The following is a 17,331-nucleotide window of genomic DNA, read 5'->3' on the forward strand; positions in this document are numbered from 1 at the left end:
ATCGACCATCGTAAGCGCCACCGGGTGAACGGTCCGCCTCATGCGGCCCGCCTCACCCCGCGCGGGCGGCGAGCAGCTCCGCGAGCGGTGCGGCGAGCTCCCCGCCGCCGCTCCCGCGCGCCACCTCGATGCCCTCCAGGCCCTGCCAGCGGGCGGCCCGGGACAGCTCCCCGGCGAGCGCCTCGAGCACGGCCCCCTGCGGGGTGCGCAGGCGCGGGCCCAGGTGCGGCAGCGGCTCGGCGTGCACCCCGCGCACCTCGAGCACGCCGCGGGCGCGGTCGGCGCGCAGGTCCACCCGCAGCGGGAAGCGGTCGCCGTGCAGGAACGGCAGCGCGTAGTAGCCGGTGGTGCGCTCGGCGGCGGGCGTGTAGATGCCGATGCGGTAGTCCACGTCGTACAGGGCGGCCAGCCGGGGCCGGTGGAAGGCGATCGGGTCGAAGGGGCTGACCAGGGCGGCGGCGCGCAGCGGGGCGGGCTCGGGGGCGTCCCGGTGGCGCAGCATCGCCAGCTCGCCGCGGGGGTGGGCGACGGCGACGGGCTCCAGCTCGCCCTCGGCGAGCAGCTCCTGCACGGCCGGCCGGGCCTCGCCGACCCGCAGCCGGAAGTGGTCGGCCAGCGTCGCGAGGTCCGCGACCCCGTGGGCGCGGGCGGCGCGGCGCACCAGCTCGCGGATCGCGGGGGCGGGGTCCGGGCCGGGACCGGCGGTGTCGGCGAGCGCGGCGGCGGTGAGGTCCCCGGCGGGCAGGTAGAGCCGTTCGAACTGGGGGCTGCGGCCCACGCAGTCCAGCGCCCCCGAGCGGAACAGGTACTCGATCACCCATTGACTCTCGGTGCGGCGCCATCCCCAGCCCTCCCCGCGCTGCTCGTCACCGAGGTGGCGGGAGATCGCGGCGGCGCTCAGCGGCCCGTGCTCGGCCAGCAGGGCGGCGACGTCCTCGAGCAGGTGCCCGGAGCGCTCGGCGGCGCGGCGGACGGCGCCCCAGTCCTGCTCGGCGACGCGGCGGCGCCGGAAGGCGAGCAGCGCGAACACGTCCTCGTCCACGTAGGCCGCCTCGTGGGCGAAGGCCTCGCGCAGCCGCGACCCGGCGCCGGGGGCGGCGGCACGGTCCAGCACCCGGGTGTCCCAGCTGCCGTGGCGGGTGAAGGCGGGCAGGTGGTGGGCGCGGGCGAAGACGCTGACGGAGTCGATCTGCAGCAGCTGGGTGCGGGCGAGGGTGGCGGCGAGGGCCTCGCGGCTGCGTGCCGGGGAGGCGACGGCGGTGCGGCGGCTGCCCCCGATGCCCTGGGCGTGCAGGGCGATGCGGCGGGCGTCGGTCCAGCTCAGGGTCGCGACGGGCGGTGGGGTGGCGGGCATCGGGTCTCTCGGCTCGGGGACGGGGACGCGCAGCGGGACGGGAGGGCACCGCGGTGCCCTCCCGTCCCTCGGGGTGGGGTGCTCAGCCGGTCGGCAGGGCGCCGTCCAGTTCGATCACGCCGTAGTTCCAGCCCTTGCGGCGGTAGACCACCTTGGGGTTGCCGGTCTCGGCGTCGACGAAGAGGAAGAAGTCATGGCCGACGAGCTCCATCTGGTACAGGGCGTCGTCGATGTCCATCGGCCGGGCAGGATGCTTCTTCTCGCGGATCACGACGGGCGAGCCCTGGGTGGCGAGGTCCTGTTCCGCGGCGTCGCTCTCGGCGGGGGCAGCGGGCTCCGGCTCGGACAGGGGCGCGGGCGGTTCGCCGTCGGGGGTCATGGTGCGCAGGGACGGGGCACCGGCCTGGTGCGAGCGGTCGCGGCCGCGGCGGTGGTCCTTGCGCTTGTCGCGGGCGCGACGCAGACGTTCGAGGAGCTTTCCGTAGGCGATGTCCAGGGCCCCGTAGAGGTCGTCCGCCCGGGCCTCCGAGCGGATCACGGCGCCGTTGTCGACGACGGTGAGCTCCACGCGGTCGCTGAGTTCGGACTGGCGGGGGTTCTTCTCCTGGGAGACCTCGACGTCCACCCGGAGCGCCGCGGGGGCGAGCTGGGTGACCTTGTCGAGCTTCTCGCTGAGGTGGCGACGGAATCGGTCCGGGACGTCCATATGGCGTCCGACGACATTGATCTCCATTGAGTTCTCCTCTGATCGGGGGCGGCCGCTCGGAGCCCGGCCGCGATGGCTCGTGCGCTGAGGTGCTCACCTCCTTCTCAGAAGGACCGTCCAGGTGTGACGGGGAGCACTAGTGTGCCACGCGATCCTCGGGATGTCCTGGGAGCGATCGCATCCCGCGCGGTGTGCCGGGAAGGTCCGGGATCCCGCCCCGGATGCTGGTCCCATCGGTGTCGGGCTCCTCGGGCCAGCGGGCCGCGGCGAGCACCATCGCGCCCTGCACGCGGGCACCGGCGGCGGTGAGCGCCGCGTGCAGGGCGCGCAGGGTGGCCCCGGTGGTGACGACGTCGTCGAGCAGCACCACAGCGCGGCCCTCCAGCGGGGTGCCGCGGCCCAGCTCGACGTGGCGGGAGCGGCGCTGCACCCCCGAGCGGCCGTGCTGGGAGACCGGGGTGCGCAGGCGTCCGCGCCAGGTCTCCGCGACCCCGGTGCGCGAGAGCTCCTGCGCGAGCTCGGCGACGTGGTCCTCCCCGCGACGGATCCGGGCCGCGCGGGAGGAGGGGGCGGGCACCAGCAGCACGGGCTCCGCTCCCTCGACTCCCTCGACGTCCACGGCCGCGAGCTCCCGCACGGCGGGGGCGAGGGCCGCGGCCAGCGGCCGCGCCAGGTGCAGGGCACCGCCGTTCTTCCAGCCCAGCACCAGGTCCCGCAGCCTGCCCCGGTAGGGGCCGAGGGCGAGCACCGGCAGCAGCGGGGCGAGGTCCACCCCGGCAGGGAGGCCACCCCCGGGCCGCACCCGGGCGTCCGCCAGCACCTGCAGCACCTCGCAGCGGGACTCGACCCGGCGCGGGGGCCCCGCCAGCTCCGCGGCGCAGTCCGGGCACAGTCGGGTCCGCTCCCGGCCGCAGGGGCAGTGCCGCGGGGCCAGCAGCCCCCCGGTCTCGGCGAGCACCTCCCGCAGCAGCGACCGTGCGCCCCCGCCCCGGGCCTGCTCCCCGGTCCGCCGCGCGGTGCCCCGGCGTCCTGCCCCGTGATCTGCCATGCCCCATCGCACGCCCGTCGGGCCCGAGCGGCCACGGAGCGGGCGCGGCGGTGGACGGAGGGCGGCTGGGGAGGGGCGGCCGGTCAGTACAGGGCGGGATCCGTGGCCTCGAGGTCCAGCTCGCGCCAGCTCTCGCCGTCGCTGCGCCACAGGGTCCCGGCGCCGTCGCCGGCCCAGACGGCATCGGCGACGGCCGTCCCGGCGATCCGCTCCACCGGGCCGTCGAAGCCGGGCAGCGTGTCGACCCCCGCTGCCAGGTCCACCACCTGGGCGCGGACCTGCTCGTCGGCGGTCTGCACCCCGAGCACGAGGACCGCCTGGTCGTCGTACCAGCCGGCCTGGGCGAGGTCCTCCATGCCCGGCACACGGAGCACCCGCGGCTCGGTGAGCGCGGTGGGCACGCCCTCGGCGTCGCGCACGACCGCGCAGAGGTCCAGCCGGGTGGTGTCGTCCTGGGTGGAGAGCACCAGCATCCGGGTCGAGTCGGCGGCGAGGTCCAGGGCCCTCAGCTCGCGCCCCTCGAGCCAGGCCGCGTCGATCAGCACGTCGTCGCCGGCCCCGTCGCCGCGCAGCGCCACCAGCAGCCCGCTGCCCCCGGGGACGCTGGTCCACACGTAGCCGGCGTCGTCCACCCGCGGGGGCACGAAGCCGGCCCCGGTGACGGCCTCCCGGCGCGGCACGGAGCCGTCGGCGGAGGCGATCAGCACGGCGTTGCCGTCCTCCCGCAGGGCGGCGGCGAGCACGCCGTCCTTCGCGATCGCCGGGGCGCGCACGGTCATGTCCTCCAGCGCGGGGACGAGCTGGGTGCCGGCGCCGCCGGCGGTGCCCTCGTCGAGGGAGACCACGCCGCGGGCCCCGGCTGCGATGGGGCGGTGGACGGGCAGCGCCCGTTCCAGGGGGGGCTCGTCGGTGGGGGTCATATCGGCCCCGGCCCACACCAGCTGGGTGCTCGAGAGGGTGCGCACGGAGCGCAGCGAGGACTCCATCTGGGCCAGCGCGCGGGCGCGCGCCGCGGCGGGCAGCGCCCCGATCACCCCGGGGACCGTGATCTCCGGGGTGCCGTCGGCAGCGGTGCCCAGCCGGGCCAGGCCGATGCCGGACTCGGCCGGGACCGCGCTGGTCACGGCCTCGCCGAGCACCGGTGAGGGCCCGGCGTCCAGGCGGTCCAGGACCTCCCCTGCGGCGTCCTGCAGCAGGAACCAGCGGTGGTCGGGCACCAGGTGCCGGGCGCGCGGATCCACGAAGTAGAGCTGGCCGGGGGCGAACAGCGCCTCGAACGCCGCCTCCGACAGGAAGATCCCGTCGGGCAGGCTCGCGATCCGCCACCGCTCCTCGACCTGCTCCAGCTCGAGGGAGAACTGCCGGTTGGCGGGGCCGGCCAGCACGCTGCGCACCCCGGCCGAGTCCAGGGCGGCCACGGAGCGCAGGGCCAGGGTGACGGTGGCGCTGCCGGCCTGCTGGATCTCCAGCTCCTGGGTGCCCGAGTAGATGGTGACCCCGGAGCTGGGGTCCCAGGACTCGCGGGCGGACGGGGTGAGGAACTCGCGGGCCACCGCGTAGTCGTCGGCCGCTCCGACGCCGGCCTGCACGAAGCCGCGCACCACCTCCACGGCGCTGGCACCGTCCTCGGGCGGCACCGCCCGCACGTAGGGGGCGCCGCCGGAGACGCCCTCCCCCACCGGTCGCACCTCGATGTCGGTGGAGGTGGGGATGCGGGCGCAGCCGGTGCCGAGCCCGAGGAGCGCCGCGGCGCCGAGACCCAGCACGCGGCGGCGCCCCGGCAGCGCGGGGCGGACTGCGGGGTCGTGTCGTCCGGGACGGTCGGGTCGGGGTGCGGTCATCGGTCCTCCTCCCGGTCGAGGTCGGCCGGGGACTCCTCGGTGTCCCAGCCGGGCAGCTGGTCGGGGGCGACGGGCAGCTCCCCGGTGATCGGCGGCGGCTCCTCGGCTCCGCGGACGAAGGAGCGCTCCAGCCGCAGCGGCGAGCGGGTGAGCGGCGTGCCCGGACGGCGCGGCAGGGTGAGGCGGAAGACGGCGCCGCGGCCCTCCTGCCCCCAGGCCTGCAGCCAGCCCTCGTGCAGCCGGGTGTCCTCCGCGGAGATCGACAGCCCCAGGCCGGTGCCGCCGAGGGTCCGGGCGCGGGAGGGATCGGCCCGCCAGAAGCGGTCGAAGACGCGCCGGGCGTCCTGCGGGGAGATGCCGTGCCCGAAGTCCTGGACCACCACCGCCACGGCCTGCTCGTCGCCCGCGCAGCGCACCACCACGGGTCCGCCGGCGCCGTGCTCGATGGCGTTGGTGAGCAGGTTGCGCAGCACCCGGTCCACCCGCCGGGCGTCGACCACGGCGTGCAGGTCCCCGGCGGCCGGATGCACCTCGAGCTCGCAGCCACGGGCCTCCGCCAGCGGGGCGGCGTCGCGGACCGCCCGCTCCACCAGGGCGCCGAGGTCCTCGCGCTGCGGCTCGAGCACCGCGGCGCCCGCGTCGAAGCGGGAGATCTCCAGCAGATCCGCCAGCAGCGCGTCGAAGCGCTCCACCTGCGCGGTCAGCAGCTCCGCGGTGCGCCCGAGCTCCCCCGGCAGGTCCTCGCGCGCGGTGTTCAGCACGGAGGCCGCCATCCGGATCGTGGTCAGCGGGGTGCGCAGCTCGTGGGAGACGTCGGAGACGAAGCGATGCTGCAGGCGGGACAGCTCGGTGAGGTCCTCGACCTTCTGCTCGAGGGTGTCGGCCATCTCGTTGAAGGAGACCCCCACCCGCGCCAGCTCGTCGCCGCCGGAGACCACGACCCGGCTGCTGAGGTCGCCGCCGGCCATCCGCTCGGCGGCCTCGGCGGCGCGCTTGAGGGGGGTGGTGACCAGCCGCGCCACCACCACCGCGATGCCCACCACGAGGGCCAGCAGCACGCCGCCGCCGCCCAGCATCACCCGCTGCACGAAGGACAGCGTCTCCTGCTCCTCCTCCATCGGGTAGAGCACGAAGAGGTCGTAGGTGCCGGTGCCGGGCACCTCGACGCGGGTGCCGACCAGCAGGGCCGGGATCTCCTGCCCGCTGCCGGCGTCCCAGGCGATCGACCGCCACACCAGCGACTCGGGCTCCGCCGCCACCGTCTCCCGGAAGCCGGAGCCCACCTGGTCCAGCAGGGACTCGTCGGAGGCCACCTGCAGAACGCTCGCACCCTCGTCCACGGGCACCAGCGCGATCTCCCGGTGCGAGGCCTCACCCTGACTGCCCGAGGGGTTCACGAAGGCCGTGGCCTGGTCCTGCTGCTGGGTGGTGGTGGAGTCGGCCAGGTTCGCCATCTGCACCATCAGGTCGCTGCGCACCTCGGCGGTCTCCTCCAGCACCCTCTCGCGGCGCTGCTCGTAGAGCCCGTCGGCGATCACGGAGGACAGGTAGGAGCCGACGGCCAGCACCGCCACCGTGGACAGCACCGTGGTTACCACGACCACCCGCAGGGCCAGGGGCCAGGAGCGGGGATCCGCACCGGTGAGGGCGGCACGGGACGCCCGGCGGAGCCGGGAGGGCCCCTCCTCGGCGCTCAGGCCGCCCCGCCCGCGCGGTACCCCACGCCGCGCACGGTCACCACGATGCGGGGGTTCTCGGGGTCGTGCTCGATCTTCGAGCGCAGCCGCTGCACGTGCACGTTGACCAGGCGGGTGTCGGCGCTGTGGCGGTAGCCCCAGACGTCGCGCAACAGCACGTCGCGGGTGAAGACCTGCCAGGGCTTGCGGGCCAGCTGGGTGAGCAGGTCGAACTCGAGCGGGGTCAGCGAGATCAGCTCGTCCCCGCGGCGCACCTCGTGGCCGTCGACGTCGATGGCGAGGTCCCCGATGGTGAGCTGCTCGGTGCTGGGCGCCTCCACCCGGCGCACCCGCGCCTTGATCCGGGCCACCAGCTCGTCGGGCTCGAAGGGCTTGGTGAGGTAGTCGTCGGCCCCCGCCTCCAGGCCCTCGACCACGTCGGCGGTGTCGGAGCGGGCGGTGAGCATGATGATCGGGACGTCGGAGTCGCGACGCAGCCGGCGGCACACCTCGATCCCGTCCATGCCCGGGAGCATGAGGTCCAGCAGCACCAGGTCCGGGTGCAGCCGCGGGAAGGTCTCCAGGGCGGAGGCCCCGTCGGGCGAGGTCGCCACCTCGAAGCCCTTGCCGCGCAGGACGATGCCGACCATCTCGGCGATCGCCTGGTCGTCGTCGACCACGAGGATGCGTGAAGAGGTCGTCATGGGGGACATTGTGCCATCGTGCCGGGCAGGGTCGACGTTCGTCGGATCGGCGCGGGGGCCCGGGCTCCCTAGGGTGGGAGCCTCTCGCCCCCGGGACCTCCCCGAGCCAGCGGGCGGGCAGCGATGGGAGCACGCGATGAGCAGCAGCTGGACGGCACCGGGAGCCCCCGACGGCTCGGCACGCGAGGACACCCCGGCGACCGGCGGACCGACGGCGGCCACCGCACCGGGCGGCCCCGGCCGCGAGCTCGACGCCGAGCTGCCGCTGTTCCCCCTGCGCCCACTCGGGGTCGGCGAGATCCTCGGCGCGGCGATGCGCATCTACCGGCTGCGGCCGCGCCCCGTGCTGCTGCTGGCCCTGCTGGTCTACGGGGTCACCGGGGTGCTGGCGACGGTCGCGACCGGGGCCTCCCTGATGCCGATGATGTCGGACATGCAGGCGACGCTGCAGGACCCCACCGCGAGCTCCACCTCCTACGCCACGGGCGACCTGCTGGCCACCGTGCTCGGCTCCCTCGGCACCACCGTGCTCGCGCTGGTGGCGGCCGCCGTGGTCACCGCGCCGGTCGCGGCCCTCGCGATCGCCGAGGCGGCCGGGGAGCACACCGCGACCGAGACCTTCTGGGCCTCCGCCCGCCGCCTGGCACTGCCCGCGGTCGGGATCTCGCTGCTGGTGAACCTCGCCTCCGGGATCGCCCTGCTGGCCGTCGGCGCGCTGGCGGCGGTGCCGCTGGCCCTCACCGGTCCGAGTCCCCTGACCGTGCTGGTGCTGCTGCTCGGCATCCTGCTGGGCGGGCTGGTCTCGCTGTACATCTGGGCGCGCTGCGTCCTGGCGATCCCGGTGCTCGCGGTGGAGGGCACCGGCGTGACCGGCGCGCTGCGCCGCGCGCTGGCCCTCACCGCGGGGAGCCGGCAGTGGCGGGTCATCGGCATCGCCCTGCTGATCTCCCTGCTGTCCGTGCTCGCCGTGCAGGTGATCGCCGGGGTGGTGGGCTTCGTCGGCGGCGCCGGCTACGCGGTCATCCTGCTGTCCACGTCGGGGGAGGGCATCCTGGCCGCGACCCTCCTGCTCAGCGCCGTCAGCGCGATCGGCACCTTCCTGGCCAGCGCGCTGCTGGCCCCCTTCACCGCCGCCGGGTACGCGACCCTCTACGCAGACCAGCGGATGCGCGAGGAGGCGTTCGACGTCGAGCTCGGGCGCCGCCGCCGGGCGGCACGGCCCGGGGCGTGGCAGGGATGATCGCGGCCGCTCCCCCGCCGGACCCCGAGGAGGCCCGCTCCCGGGTGCTCGAGGAGCTCTCGAAATCGGAGTACGACACCTCGGGGGGCTTCCTGGAGTGGCTGCTGGGGCACCTCGAGTCCTGGTTCGCGGCGCTCATGGACGGCGTCAGGGGCTCCAGCACGACCCAGGGGGTGCTCACCGTGGTGGTGCTGCTGCTCCTGCTGGTCGCGGCCGTGCTGGTGCTGCGCCGCACCGGGAACCTGCGCCGCAGCGCCGCGCTCGCCGAGGAGCGTGCACTGGACGCCGAGGAGCACCTGCGCGCCGAGGTGCTGCGCGAGCGCGCCCGCGCCGCCCTGGGGGCCGGCCGCCGCGACGACGCCACCGTGCTGGCGCTGCGCGCCCTGGTCCGCGACCTCGAGGAGCGCACCCTGCTGGAGGTCGACGCCGGCATGACCGCGCACGAGGCGGCGATCGCGGCCGCCCGGCCCTTCCCCGAGCTGCGCCCGAGCCTGCTGCGCGGCGCCGCCGCCTTCGACACCGCCGCCTACTCCGCCCGCCCGGCGACGGCGAAGCAGGCCGAGGACCTGCTGCGCCTGGCCGAGTACCTGGCCGGATCCACCCCGGACCTCGCCGCCCTCGACGGGACCCCCGCATGAGCGCCCCCGCCCCTGCAGCGGCCCCCGCGCCGGAGGCGACACCGGGCGCCGGGTCCACGAGGCCCCGCCCCGCGGAGCGCAAACGCCGGCCCGGCTGGCTGGTCGCCGCCGTGGTGCTGGTGCTCGTCGCCACCACCGTGACGATCATGGCCCGCGGCGCCTACCGTGACGGCCCCCTCGAGCCCGGGGCCCCCACCCCGCAGGGATCCAAGGCCCTGGTGCAGGTGCTGGCGCGGGACGGCGTGGAGACGGAGACCCTGCGCCACGCCGCCGACGCCGCCGCCGAGCTGCGCGCGGGCCGGCCCGTGCTGCTGGACGCGAGCGCAGGCCTCTCCCCCGCCCAGCTCGACCTGCTGGCCGAGGCCCACCGCGAAGGCGGCGGCCGTCTGGTCCTGCTGCGCCCCGACCTCGCCGCCCTGAGGGCCCTCGCCCCCGGGATCATCCCCACCGGCAGCCTCGAGGAGGCGAGCGACGTGACCGCCGCGGGCGCCTGCGGGGCGGTGGACACCCGCGCCGGGACCCTGCGGGTGCAGGGCGAGGAGGGCGCGCTCGGCGACTCCTCCCTCTACCAGATCACCGCCGACGCCCCCGCCGACGCCGCCACCTGCTTCGAGGCCGGCGAGGGCTCCCTGCTGGCGGCCGCCGGGGACGTGACCGTGCTGGGCAGCCCCGACGTGCTCAGCAACGAGGGCGTCGCGGGGGCCGACAACGCCGCCCTCGCCCTCGGGCTGCTCGGTGAGGAGGGGACCCTGGGCTGGTACCTGCCCTCCCCGGGCGACCCGCTGGCCTCCGGCACCCCCACCCTGATCGACCACCTGCCGCGCTGGGCCGGCCCGCTGGCCCTGTGGCTGCTGGCGGTCGCGGCGCTGGGCCTGTGGGTCGCCTCGCGCCGGCTCGGCCCCGTCGTCGTCGAACCGCTGCCGGTGGCGGTCCGCCCCGAGGAGCTGGTGCGCGGCCGGGCGCGGCTGCTGCAGAGCGCCCACGCCCGCGAGGCCGCCGCCACCTCCCTGCGCACCGCCGCCGCCCGCCGCCTCGCCGGCCGGCTCGGCCTGCGCGGCGAGCACACCCTGGACGCCCTGGTGGCGGCCCTGGGACCCCACACCGACCGCTCCCCCGAGCAGCTGCGCAGCCTGCTCGGCCCCGCCCCCGTCCCCACGGACCAGCAGCTGGTGCGGCTGGCCCGGGACCTCGACCACCTCGAGAAGGAGATCGACCGATGAGCTCGACCATGCCGGAGGTCCCGGACCCTGTGAGGGGCCCCGCGCCCTCCTCGACACCCTCCCCCGCCGACCAGGACGTGCGCGCCCAGCTGCAGGGCCTGGCCGAGGAGGTCCACAAGGGCGTGGTGGGCCAGGACGCCGCCGTCACCTCGCTGGTGGTGGCGCTGCTGTGCCGCGGCCACGTGCTGCTGGAGGGCGTGCCCGGGGTCGCCAAGACCCTGCTGGTGCGCTCCCTGGCCGCCGCCCTGGACGTGCGCATGCGGCGCGTCCAGTTCACCCCCGACATGATGCCCGGCGACATCACCGGCTCCCTGGTCTACGACAACGCCACCAGCGACCTCGTCTTCCGCGAGGGCCCCGTGTTCACGAACCTGCTGCTGGCCGACGAGATCAACCGCACGCCCCCGAAGACGCAGTCGGCGCTGCTGGAGGCGATGGCGGAGCGGCAGGTCACCGTCGACGGCGCCTCCCGGCCGCTGCCGGACCCCTTCCTGGTGGTCGCCACCCAGAACCCCATCGAGTTCGACGGCACCTACACGCTGCCCGAGGCCCAGCTGGACCGCTTCCTGCTCAAGGCCGTGATGCCGCTGCCGGAGCGGGAGGTCGAGGTGGACGTGCTGCGCCGCCACGCCGAGGGCTTCGACATGGCCGACCTCGCCGCCACCGGGCTGCGGGCCGTCGTCGACGTGCCCTCCCTGCACCGCGCCCAGTCCGATGTCGCCGCCGTCGCCGCCGAGGACCCCGTCGTGCAGTACATCGTGGACGTCTGCCGGGCCACCCGCCGCTCCCCCAGCCTCGCCCTCGGGGTCTCCCCGCGCGGCACCATCGCCCTGCTGCGCACCGCCCGCGCCTGGGCTTACCTGATGGGACGCGACTTCATCACCCCGGACGACGTGAAGACGATGGCTCCGGCCACCCTCGCCCACCGGGTGCAGCTGACCACGGAGGCCGAGCTCGAGGGCACCCAGGTGGAGGCCGTGCTGGCCGCGACCCTGGCCTCGGTGCCGGTCCCCCGCTGAGCCGGGTCCCGCCCATGCGCCTGTCCCCGACGCCCCGTGCGGTGCTGCTGGCCCTGCTGCCGCTGCCGCTGATCGTGCTGTGGCCGCACTGGTGGACGCTGCTGCTCGCCGCCGTCGGCGTGCTCGCGGTGGTGCTCGGCGACGCCCAAGCGGCGCCCTCCCCCCGGGCGCTCACGGTGCGGCGGGAGGCGCCGCTGCAGGTGCGGCTCGGCACCACCGCGACGGGACGGCTGCTGGTGACCAACCCCGGGCCGCGGACAGCGGAGCTGGAGCTACGCGACGCCTGGAACCCGACCGCGGGCCTGGACACGCAGCGCACCCGCCTCACGGTGCCGCCGCAGGAGCGGCGCGCGGTCCCCCAGACCTTCACCCCCACCCGCCGCGGGGAGCACTCCTCGCGCGCCCTGGTCATCTCCTCCCGGGGGCCGCTCGGCGTCGGTCGCCGCAGCGCCCCCGTGCAGGCGCCGGGGCGGATGCTCGCCCTGCACCCCTTCGGCGCCCGCCGCCACCTGCCCTCCCGGGTGCAACGGCTGCGGGAGATCGAGGGCCTGGCCGCGATCCACCAGCGCGGCCAGGGCACCGAGTTCGACTCCCTGCGCGACTTCGTCGACGGCGACGACGTGCGCTCGATCGACTGGCGCGCCACCGCCCGCCGCCGCAGCGTGGTGGTGCGGACGTGGCGCCCTGAGCGGGACCGGCATGTGCTGATCGTGGTGGACACCTCCCGCACCGGCGCCGCCCGGCTCGGCGAGGGCACCAGGCTGGACGCCGCCTTCGACGCGGCGCTGCTGCTGACGGCCCTGGCCGGGCAGGCCGGGGACCGGGTGGACCTGCTGTGCATCGACCGCATCCCGCACCGTTCGGTGGTGGGCTCCAGCCGCACGACGGTGCTGCACGACGTGGTCGCGGCCACGGCCGCGGTGCACCCGGCGTTGGTGGAGACCGACTGGGAGCTGGCCGCGGCCGCCGTCGCCGAACGCACCCGAAAAGGCTCCCTGGTGGTGCTGCTGACCCCGATCGAGGAGTCCGCGATGCACGGGGTGCTGCTCCCGGTCGCCGCGCGCATCGCGCAGGACCATCAGCTGCTGGTGGCCTCCGTGGCCGATCCCGCGCTGGGGGCGCTCGCGGCGGGGCGGGGCGACGCGGAGCAGGTGTACCTGGCGGCCGCCGCCGAGCAGGCCCGGGCCGACCGCGACGGGGTGGGGCGGGCCCTGGAGCGCGCGGGCGCGCACGTGGTCGACGCCGATCCGGAGCACGCCCCGCAGGACCTGGCCGACGCCTACCTGGCGCTGAAGGCGGCCGGGCGGCTCTGAGCCCGCGACCGTTCAGCCGACGGTGGCGACCCGCTCCCCCACCAGCTCCGCGGAGAGGTCCCCGCGGATACCGGCCCGGTGCACGGTGCGACCGCGGCCCAGCATGAACCACAGGAACGCGGCCCAGGCGAGGACGCCGATCGCGATCCGCATCGCCGGCGGCAGGGCGCCGGGGGTCACGAAGGCCTCGATCAGGCCCGAGACCAGCAGCACGGGCACCAGCCCGATGGCGACGGACACCAGGCTGCGGGCCGCGTGCGCGAGCGCCCAGGAGCGCGGCAGCGGGCCGGGCCGCACCCACGCCCAGCAGGTCATCAGGCCCGCCCCGGCCCCGACCAGCACCGCGGTCAGCTCCAGCAGCCCGTGCGGGAGGATGTACACGAAGAAGGTGCCGAGGCCCCCGTAGGCGGCCATCACCCCCGCGGTCAGGCCGATGTTCAGGCCGTTCTGCAGCAGCATCAGCACGGGCCACACGCCGGTCACGCCGAACACGACGGCCTGGGCCGCGATCCAGGCGTTGTTGGTCCACACCTGGGCGGCGAAGCCGGTGGCCTCGCCCTGGAAGTAGTAGGCCACGAAGTCGCCGCGGACCAGGTCCTGCTGCGCGTCCTGCGGCACCGCGAGGTCGCGGGCGCGGTCGTCGAGACCGAAGTACAGGGCGGTGACGAGCGTGGCCAGCAGGAAGATGCCGGCCGCCAGGGCCACCCCCCAGCGGGAGGCGTACAGCGCGGCCGGCAGGTCCTCCCACCAGAAGTCCCGCACGCGCCGCCAGGTGCTCACTCGGGTGCCGGTGATGCGCAGCCGGGCCCGGTGCACCAGCAGCGAGAGCCGGGCCGTGAGAGTGGGGTCCGGGGTGCGGGAGCGGATCGTGGAGAGATGGGTGGCGGTCTCCTGGTAGAGCGACAGCAGCTCCTCGACCTCGGCGGCGTCCAGGTGCCGCTGCCGGGTCAGCACGGCGAGCCGCTCCCAGCGGGGGCGGTTGACGGCGATCACGGCGTCCAGGTCCACCCGCCCAGCCTAGGGCGGGACGGCACCGCGGCACGGCCGACGAAAGTCGCGGGCCGCCCCTCCGGGAGCCGACCCCAGTCGCTGCTGCGCCCGGGGACGGCCTGCGAGGATGGGGCCATGAGCGCGGCGAGCGGACGGAGCGAGGCCCTGATCACCGGGGACGCGGTGATGCTGGACCTGCGCCCGGCCTCCTTCGCGGTGCGGATGCTGTCCGGGGCCGTGGACGGCGTCGTGGTGCTGGCCCTGCTGATCGGCCTCGGTCTGTCGATGGCCTGGGTCGACGCCCGGGAGGGGCTGGATGCGGGGCTGCTCGCCGCCGGCACCGTGCTGGCCTCGGTGACCGCGTTCGTCGGCTACCCGGTGCTGTGCGAGCAGCTGGGCCGGGGCCGATCCCTGGGGCGGCTGGTGACCGGCACCCGGGTGGTGCGGGACGACGGCGGCCCGGTGCATGCCCGCCAGAGCGTGCTGCGCGCCGTGATGGCGATGCTGGAGATCTGGTCGACGGCGGGGGCGATCGCGCTGACCAGCGCGGTGCTGGACCGGCGCTCACGGCGCCTGGGCGACCTGCTGGCGGGGACCGTGGTGATCCAGGAGCGGATGCGGGACCGGAGCCCCGAGCCCGTGCCGATGCCCGCCGAGCTGGGCGACTGGGCCGAGGGGGCGGACCTGGGGCGGCTGCCGGCCCCGCTGATGCAGGAGATCCGCTCCTTCCTGCCGCGGGCCGCGCGGACGAACCCCGAGTCGCGGCGGGTGCTGGTGCGGGACCTGGTCCAGCGCACCCTGCCGCACGTGGCGCCCGCGCCACCGCCCGGCACCGATCAGGAGCGCTTCCTGGCGGCGGTGATCGCCGAGCGTGCGGCCCGGGACGAGCGCCGGCTGCGTCGGGCCCGGCAGCGACGCGAGGAGATCGAGGCGCAGGTGCGCACCGCGCCCTTCGGGGCCTGAGCCCGTCGGGCCGCTCAGGCGGGGGGCGCGGTGCGTCCGGCGATGAGCACCGGGATGCCGTCCTGCACGGGGTGCGCGCGGGAGCAGTCGGTGCAGCGCAGCGCCCGCTCGGCGTCGACCAGCGCGCCGCCGCAGTCGGGGCAGCGCAGGCGCTCGCGCACCCACCTCGGCAGCTCCGCGACGGAGGACGGGGCGGAGGCGGCCTGCTCGACGGGCTCCGGCTCGGACTGGACCGGTTCGGGATCCGCCGCCTCCGGCTCGGCGATGGCCTCGAGCACGCGGTCACGGATGCGGGCCATGGTGTCCTCCTCGGCGGCCTCCACGTTCAGCCGCAGCAGCTTCTCGGTGTGCGAGGGACGCAGGGAGACCCACCACCGCTCGGCGGGGGCGGCGTCCTCGTCCCAGTGGACCAGGCTCAGCCCGTCCAGCTCGTCGACCTCGGTGCCGGGGATCGCCTCCAGCACGGCGCGTCCCCGGGCGAGGGCCGCCGCCGGATCGGCGGGCCGGGCGTTGATCTCCCCGCTGGAGGGGTAGGGGTCGTGCGCGGCCACCAGCGCGGAGGCGGGGCCGTCGGTGCCGGCGAGCGCCGCTATCACGTGCAGGGCCGCGAGCATCCCGGAGTCGGCGCGGAAGAAGTCGCGGAAGTAGTAGTGCGCGGAGTGCTCGCCGCCGAAGACCGCCTCGTGCTCGGCCATCAGCGCTTTGATCAGCGAGTGGCCCACCGGGGAGCGCAGCGGCTCCCCGCCGGCCTCCCGCACCGCCTCGGCGACGTGTCGGGAGGAGACGGCGTTGGCGATCACCACGGGGCGCTCCTCGCCCGCGGCACGCATCCGGGCGATCTCCCGGGTGGCGATCAGCGCGGTCAGCGCCGAGGGGGTGACCACCTCGCCGCGCTCGTCCACGACGACGCAGCGATCGGCGTCGCCGTCGAAGGCGAGCCCCAGGTCGGCGCCGGCCTCGCGCACCGCCTGCCGCAGCCCCCGCAGGTTCGCGGGGTCCAGGGGGTTGGGCGGGTGCGCGGGGAAGGAGCCGTCGAGGTCGAGGTGCAGGCCCCGCAGGGTGATCCCGGGCAGCCGGCCCAGCACCGCGGGGGCGGTGAGCCCGGCCATGCCGTGGCCGGCGTCCACCACCACGGCCAGGGGCCGCGCGGCGGGCATCGGCACCAGGTCCAGCACGGTGTCGACGTAGTCGGTGAGGGTGTCCAGCTCCTGCACGCGGCCGCCGGCGACCTCGGGCACGGAGCCCTCGTCGAGGTAGCGCTCGGCGCGGCGGCCGATGGCGGCCAGGCCGGTGTCGTGGCTGACGGGTCGGGCGCCGGGCAGGCAGAGCTTGAGGCCGTTGTCGCCGGGCGGGTTGTGGCTCGCGGTGACCATCACCCCGGCGGCGTCGTGCAGGCCGGAGGCGCAGTAGAGCTGGTCGGTGGAGGCCGGTCCCGCGTCGGCGACGGTCGCGCCGCGGGCGGCCGCGCCCGCGACGACGGCGGCGGCCAGCTCCGGGGAGCTGGCGCGGGCGTCACGGGCGACGATCACGGCGGGGGCGGCCCCGTCGACGGCCTGCTCGGCGAGGTGGTCGACGAAGGCGGCGCCGAGCGCGCGGGCCACCTCGGCGCTCAGCTCCTCCCCGGCGACGCCGCGCACGTCGGAGGAGCCGATGATGCCGCGCAGGTCCGCGCCGGAGGGACGCTCACTCATCGGGGGACCGCACGACGCTGAGGTGCCGGGCGCCGGTGCCGGCCGGCTTCTCCGCGGCGGGGCGCACGGCCGGGCGGGGCTCGGGCGCGGGGCGGGCCGGGCGCAGGGCCTCGGCGAGGGCGACCAGGTCGTCGGGGACGGCGTCGCCGCCCTCGACACGCAGCAGCTCCCAGCCGACGGGGGCGGTGAGGCGTTCGGAGTGCACCTGGCAGAGGTCGTAGGTGTGCGGCTCGCTGCTGCGCGAGAGCGGGCCGAGCACCGCCGTGGAGTCGGCGTAGACGAAGGTCAACGTGCTCACCGCGGGGTTCGAGCAGGCGGTCCGGGAGCATTCACGAGCTGGCACAGAGGGGAGTCTACGCAGGGGAGCCGCCCCCGCGGGGCGGCTCGCCCGGTCCCGCCCGACGGCGAGGGGGAGGTCACGGTCCTCCCGGCCGCGGGGACTAGGGTGCCGGGCATGGACCTGCAGCCCTCCGGCTCCGCGCAGCCGCCCGGCCCACCCTCGCGTCGCGGGGCCCGACGCCGGGACCGGCACGGCCGCGGCCGCCGCTTCGACCTGGTGCCCCCGCACCTGCCGGGGCACCGCACCCGGCGCGAGCGCTTCGACGAGATGGTCGCGGACCTCGCGGCGGCCACCGCGGAGCGCTTCCCACGGCGGCTCGCGCACCTGCGGGTGCATGTGGAGGAGGTGCCCGCCGCGGACCCCTCCCCCTGGGAGGACGCGCCGGTGCTGCTGGGACGGGCGCTGCCGGCCACCCGGGAGCGGCCCGCCACGGTGATCGTCTACCGGCGTCCGATCGAGACCCGCTGCGCGGACGAGGCCGCGGTGGAGGCGATGGTGCGCCAGGTGCTCGCGGAGCAGATCGGCTCCCTGCTGGGCATCCCCCCGGAGGACATCGACCCGGAGGCCTGGGACCTCGAGGACTGAGGC

The 17,331-nt window shown here is 76.4% G+C and carries 16 protein-coding genes; 7 read left to right on the forward strand and 9 right to left on the reverse strand.

The features are described from left to right. Positions 1–52: 52 nt before the first annotated feature. From OM98_RS13070 to mtrA, 6 genes are all read right to left on the reverse strand, one after another. Positions 53–1,354 carry a winged helix-turn-helix domain-containing protein gene (locus OM98_RS13070; RefSeq protein WP_010535081.1) on the reverse strand — a complete coding sequence of 434 codons (1,302 nt, stop codon included), beginning with the start codon at positions 1,352–1,354 and terminating at the stop codon, positions 53–55. Between the two features lie 82 nt (positions 1,355–1,436). Then, positions 1,437–2,087, reverse strand: coding sequence for a ribosome hibernation-promoting factor, HPF/YfiA family (gene hpf / locus OM98_RS13075; protein WP_010535082.1), 651 nt, complete (start codon positions 2,085–2,087; stop codon positions 1,437–1,439). 109 nt (positions 2,088–2,196) lie between these two features. Then, positions 2,197–3,108: a ComF family protein gene (locus OM98_RS13080; RefSeq protein ID WP_010535083.1), complete on the reverse strand. Its 912-nt coding sequence runs from the start codon at positions 3,106–3,108 to the stop codon at positions 2,197–2,199. An 83-nt stretch (positions 3,109–3,191) separates the two neighbouring features. Further along, complete coding sequence (locus OM98_RS13085) at positions 3,192–4,949, reverse strand: LpqB family beta-propeller domain-containing protein (protein ID WP_010535084.1); 1,758 nt, start codon at positions 4,947–4,949, stop codon at positions 3,192–3,194. After that, positions 4,946–6,553, reverse strand: coding sequence for an MtrAB system histidine kinase MtrB (gene mtrB / locus OM98_RS13090; RefSeq protein ID WP_245528780.1), 1,608 nt, complete (start codon positions 6,551–6,553; stop codon positions 4,946–4,948). Before mtrB ends, OM98_RS13085 begins: the two co-directional genes overlap by 4 nt. 89 nt (positions 6,554–6,642) lie before the next feature. Beyond that, positions 6,643–7,338 (reverse strand): MtrAB system response regulator MtrA, encoded by a 696-nt coding sequence (gene mtrA, locus OM98_RS13095; RefSeq protein ID WP_010535086.1) that lies wholly within the window; start codon positions 7,336–7,338, stop codon positions 6,643–6,645. A 127-nt stretch (positions 7,339–7,465) separates the two neighbouring features. Between mtrA and OM98_RS13100 the strand changes: the two genes are divergently transcribed. From OM98_RS13100 to OM98_RS13120, 5 genes are read left to right on the forward strand one after another with little or no spacing between them, the layout of a single operon-like run. After that, positions 7,466–8,569 (forward strand): glycerophosphoryl diester phosphodiesterase membrane domain-containing protein, encoded by a 1,104-nt coding sequence (locus tag OM98_RS13100; RefSeq protein WP_010535087.1) that lies wholly within the window; start codon positions 7,466–7,468, stop codon positions 8,567–8,569. Then, complete coding sequence (locus OM98_RS13105; protein WP_010535088.1) at positions 8,566–9,207, forward strand: DUF4129 domain-containing protein; 642 nt, start codon at positions 8,566–8,568, stop codon at positions 9,205–9,207. Before OM98_RS13100 ends, OM98_RS13105 begins: the two co-directional genes overlap by 4 nt. Further along, a complete protein-coding gene (locus OM98_RS13110; protein WP_139017721.1) occupies positions 9,204–10,427 on the forward strand; it encodes a DUF4350 domain-containing protein in 1,224 nt (407 codons plus the stop codon). The genes OM98_RS13105 and OM98_RS13110 overlap by 4 nt, the downstream gene beginning before the upstream one ends. Further along, positions 10,424–11,446 carry an AAA family ATPase gene (locus OM98_RS13115; RefSeq protein WP_010535090.1) on the forward strand — a complete coding sequence of 341 codons (1,023 nt, stop codon included), beginning with the start codon at positions 10,424–10,426 and terminating at the stop codon, positions 11,444–11,446. Before OM98_RS13110 ends, OM98_RS13115 begins: the two co-directional genes overlap by 4 nt. A 14-nt stretch (positions 11,447–11,460) precedes the next feature. Further along, positions 11,461–12,759 carry a DUF58 domain-containing protein gene (locus tag OM98_RS13120; RefSeq protein WP_010535091.1) on the forward strand — a complete coding sequence of 433 codons (1,299 nt, stop codon included), beginning with the start codon at positions 11,461–11,463 and terminating at the stop codon, positions 12,757–12,759. A 12-nt stretch (positions 12,760–12,771) separates the two neighbouring features. Here OM98_RS13120 and OM98_RS13125 read toward each other — a convergent pair whose 3' ends face one another. Further along, positions 12,772–13,767, reverse strand: a complete 996-nt coding sequence (locus tag OM98_RS13125) for a stage II sporulation protein M (RefSeq protein ID WP_010535092.1) — start codon at positions 13,765–13,767, stop codon at positions 12,772–12,774. Positions 13,768–13,884: 117 nt separating this feature from the next. On the opposite strand from OM98_RS13125, the gene OM98_RS13130 reads away from it, so the two are divergent. Continuing rightward, positions 13,885–14,712: an RDD family protein gene (locus OM98_RS13130; RefSeq protein ID WP_010535093.1), complete on the forward strand. Its 828-nt coding sequence runs from the start codon at positions 13,885–13,887 to the stop codon at positions 14,710–14,712. 14 nt (positions 14,713–14,726) lie between these two features. Here OM98_RS13130 and OM98_RS13135 read toward each other — a convergent pair whose 3' ends face one another. Both OM98_RS13135 and OM98_RS13140 read right to left on the reverse strand, forming a co-directional pair. Beyond that, a complete protein-coding gene (locus OM98_RS13135; protein WP_010535094.1) occupies positions 14,727–16,403 on the reverse strand; it encodes a hypothetical protein in 1,677 nt (558 codons plus the stop codon). Next, entirely contained in the window at positions 16,396–16,692 is a 297-nt protein-coding gene (locus tag OM98_RS13140; RefSeq protein WP_010535095.1) for a DUF3499 family protein, read from the reverse strand. Before OM98_RS13140 ends, OM98_RS13135 begins: the two co-directional genes overlap by 8 nt. Before the next feature lie 165 nt (positions 16,693–16,857). Here OM98_RS13140 and OM98_RS13145 point away from each other — a divergent pair, with 165 nt between their 5' ends. Continuing rightward, positions 16,858–17,328, forward strand: coding sequence for a metallopeptidase family protein (locus tag OM98_RS13145; RefSeq protein ID WP_010535096.1), 471 nt, complete (start codon positions 16,858–16,860; stop codon positions 17,326–17,328). Positions 17,329–17,331 lie beyond the last annotated feature (3 nt).

It is taken from the genome of Brachybacterium squillarum M-6-3, assembly GCF_000225825.1.
Classification (GTDB): domain Bacteria; phylum Actinomycetota; class Actinomycetes; order Actinomycetales; family Dermabacteraceae; genus Brachybacterium; species Brachybacterium squillarum.

Coding starts and splice junctions, on each gene's coding strand:
- OM98_RS13145 (WP_010535096.1), top strand. CDS start 16,858: ATGGACCTGCAGCCCTCCGGCTCCGCGCAGCCGCCCGGCCCACCCTCG.
- OM98_RS13120 (WP_010535091.1), top strand. CDS start 11,461: ATGCGCCTGTCCCCGACGCCCCGTGCGGTGCTGCTGGCCCTGCTGCCG.
- OM98_RS13135 (WP_010535094.1), bottom strand. CDS start 16,403: ATGAGTGAGCGTCCCTCCGGCGCGGACCTGCGCGGCATCATCGGCTCC.
- OM98_RS13100 (WP_010535087.1), top strand. CDS start 7,466: ATGAGCAGCAGCTGGACGGCACCGGGAGCCCCCGACGGCTCGGCACGC.
- mtrA (WP_010535086.1), bottom strand. CDS start 7,338: ATGTCCCCCATGACGACCTCTTCACGCATCCTCGTGGTCGACGACGAC.
- OM98_RS13130 (WP_010535093.1), top strand. CDS start 13,885: ATGAGCGCGGCGAGCGGACGGAGCGAGGCCCTGATCACCGGGGACGCG.
- OM98_RS13115 (WP_010535090.1), top strand. CDS start 10,424: ATGAGCTCGACCATGCCGGAGGTCCCGGACCCTGTGAGGGGCCCCGCG.
- OM98_RS13080 (WP_010535083.1), bottom strand. CDS start 3,108: ATGGCAGATCACGGGGCAGGACGCCGGGGCACCGCGCGGCGGACCGGG.
- hpf (WP_010535082.1), bottom strand. CDS start 2,087: ATGGAGATCAATGTCGTCGGACGCCATATGGACGTCCCGGACCGATTC.
- OM98_RS13070 (WP_010535081.1), bottom strand. CDS start 1,354: ATGCCCGCCACCCCACCGCCCGTCGCGACCCTGAGCTGGACCGACGCC.
- OM98_RS13085 (WP_010535084.1), bottom strand. CDS start 4,949: ATGACCGCACCCCGACCCGACCGTCCCGGACGACACGACCCCGCAGTC.
- OM98_RS13110 (WP_139017721.1), top strand. CDS start 9,204: ATGAGCGCCCCCGCCCCTGCAGCGGCCCCCGCGCCGGAGGCGACACCG.
- OM98_RS13105 (WP_010535088.1), top strand. CDS start 8,566: ATGATCGCGGCCGCTCCCCCGCCGGACCCCGAGGAGGCCCGCTCCCGG.